This window comes from Neoluteolibacter marinus (assembly GCF_014904755.1).
GTDB lineage: Bacteria > Verrucomicrobiota > Verrucomicrobiia > Verrucomicrobiales > Akkermansiaceae > Haloferula > Haloferula marina.
The window spans coordinates 1-297 of the sequence record NZ_JACZFQ010000271.1; the positions used below are offsets into that span (position 1 = coordinate 1).

Consider the following 297-nt stretch of genomic DNA (forward strand, 5'->3'; position numbering starts at 1 on the left):
GTGCATGCTGAGTCCATGTCTATGAAGTTGCCCCCTGAGGAGCCTGCTGCTGGCCCTTGGAGCGCCATGACTCAGGCCGACCTCGTTCACCTGTTGTTCCGGGCAGCGGGAACGCCGGCTGAGCGGCCGCGAATCGTGGCTGTAGACGGCCGCGGCGCGTCCGGCAAGTCAACGTTAGCTAAGCGGCTCTGCCAGCAGGTGCCCCGTTCAGCGATCATCCACACAGATGACGTCGCCTGGTACGAGCCCTACTTCGCGTGGGGCCATCTTCTGGCTGACCACCTCTTACAACCCTTG

1 pseudogene is annotated in these 297 nt (G+C 63.3%); it reads left to right on the top strand.

Going from position 1 to position 297, the window contains the following annotated elements:
• Positions 1-66: 66 nt before the first annotated feature.
• Positions 67-297 (top strand): annotated as a pseudogene (locus tag IG178_RS25815) (hypothetical protein); the annotation flags it as partial.